The sequence below is a fragment of the Microbacterium sp. F2E genome (genome assembly GCF_020905435.1).
Classification (GTDB): Bacteria; Actinomycetota; Actinomycetes; order Actinomycetales; family Microbacteriaceae; genus Microbacterium; species Microbacterium lacticum.
The window spans coordinates 1-1409 of the sequence record NZ_JAJJIB010000043.1 but is presented as its reverse complement, the minus strand read 5'-3'; the positions used below and the strand labels follow the sequence as shown (position 1 = coordinate 1409).

Here is a 1409-nt window from a genome sequence, read left to right as displayed (position 1 = left end):
GATGACGTCCCCTGGAGTGGTGGAGGATTCGGCAGGGTTGTCTGCGTCGTAGACGTGGGTGAGCCATCGTGCGATGGTCAGTGAGAAGTACCGATGAAAGTTCTCTCACAGGAAGACACAAAGCACGATGGCTCTAGACCAGTCTGCCCTCCTCGAGCTGCTCGGGGAACTGAAACTCACCGATGTCACCGACCGGATCCGGGTGGCGACCGAAACGCTGTATCAGGAGCTGATCGATGCGGAGGCTGCCGCGTTCATCGGCGCAGCCCCGTTCGAACGGTCCCCGGAGCGTGTGACGCAACGCAACGGCACCCGTCCTCGCACCCTGACCACGACAGCCGGAGACCTTGAACTGCGCCTCCCGAAGCTGCGGCAGGGGTCGTTCTTCCCGTCGTTGTTGGAACGGCGCCGCCGTGTCGATCAGGCACTGTTCGCGGTGGTGATGGAGGCCTATGTCCACGGCGTCTCCACGCGCAAAGTCGACGACCTGGTGAAAGCGCTCGGCGCGGATACCGGGATCTCCAAGTCCGAGGTCTCCCGGATCTGCGCGAACCTCGATGAGGATGTCGCCGCGTTCCGCGACCGGCCCCTCGCGGACACGACGTATCCGTATGTGTTTCTCGACGCGACCTACTGCAAAGCCAGAGTCGGCCGGAGGGTCGTCTCCCAAGCGGTCGTCGTCGCGATTGGCGTCGCCGCCGACGGACGCCGCGAGGTCCTCGGGTTCGAGGTCGGGGAGGCCGAGTCGCAGCCGTTCTGGACCAGCTTCCTCCGCTCGCTCAAAGCCAGAGGTCTGGGCGGGGTGAAGCTCGTCATCAGCGATGCGCACACCGGGTTGATCTCCGCGATCGAGACCGTCTTTGCCGGCACCGCCTGGCAACGCTGCCGTGTCCACTTCATGCGCAACGTCCTCTCGAACGTCCCGAAAGCGTCGGGACCGATGGTCGCCTCCATCATCCGCACGATCTTCGCCCAGCCCGACACGGAGCACGTGTTCGCCCAGTTCCATGAGGTGGTGCGGATGCTGACCCGATCGCATCCGAAGATCGCGGACATGCTCGAAGACGCGAAGGATGACATCCTCGCGTTCTGCGGATTCCCGCAGCAGCACTGGCGACAGATCTGGTCCACGAACCCGCTCGAGCGTGTCAACAGGGAGATCAAACGACGCACCGACGTCGTTGGCACTTTCCCCAACCCCGCCGCGCTCCTGCGCCTGGCCGGGCACGTTCTTATCGAGCAACACGACGAGTGGGACGGTGCTGGCCGCCGCTACTTCAGCGAGCACTCCATGAAGCTCCTCAACACCCACGACGAGGAGGTGGCCATCCCGGAACTCAACGCGGCATAATCAACACAGCTGATCCCGCACGATGTCGAGATTCTCCACCACACAGCGGGACGTCACC

The 1409-nt window shown here is 63.7% G+C and carries 1 protein-coding gene; it reads left to right on the top strand.

The annotated features are described in order from the left end of the window. Window positions 1-127 precede the first annotated feature (127 nt). Window positions 128-1351, top strand: a complete 1224-nt coding sequence (locus tag LOK55_RS13895; RefSeq protein ID WP_229935843.1) for an IS256 family transposase — start codon at window positions 128-130, stop codon at window positions 1349-1351. Window positions 1352-1409: the final 58 nt, after the last annotated feature.

Excerpts from the sequence above, each read along its gene's own strand:
- LOK55_RS13895 (WP_229935843.1), top strand. The coding sequence starts at position 128 with ATGGCTCTAGACCAGTCTGCCCTCCTCGAGCTGCTCGGGGAACTGAAA.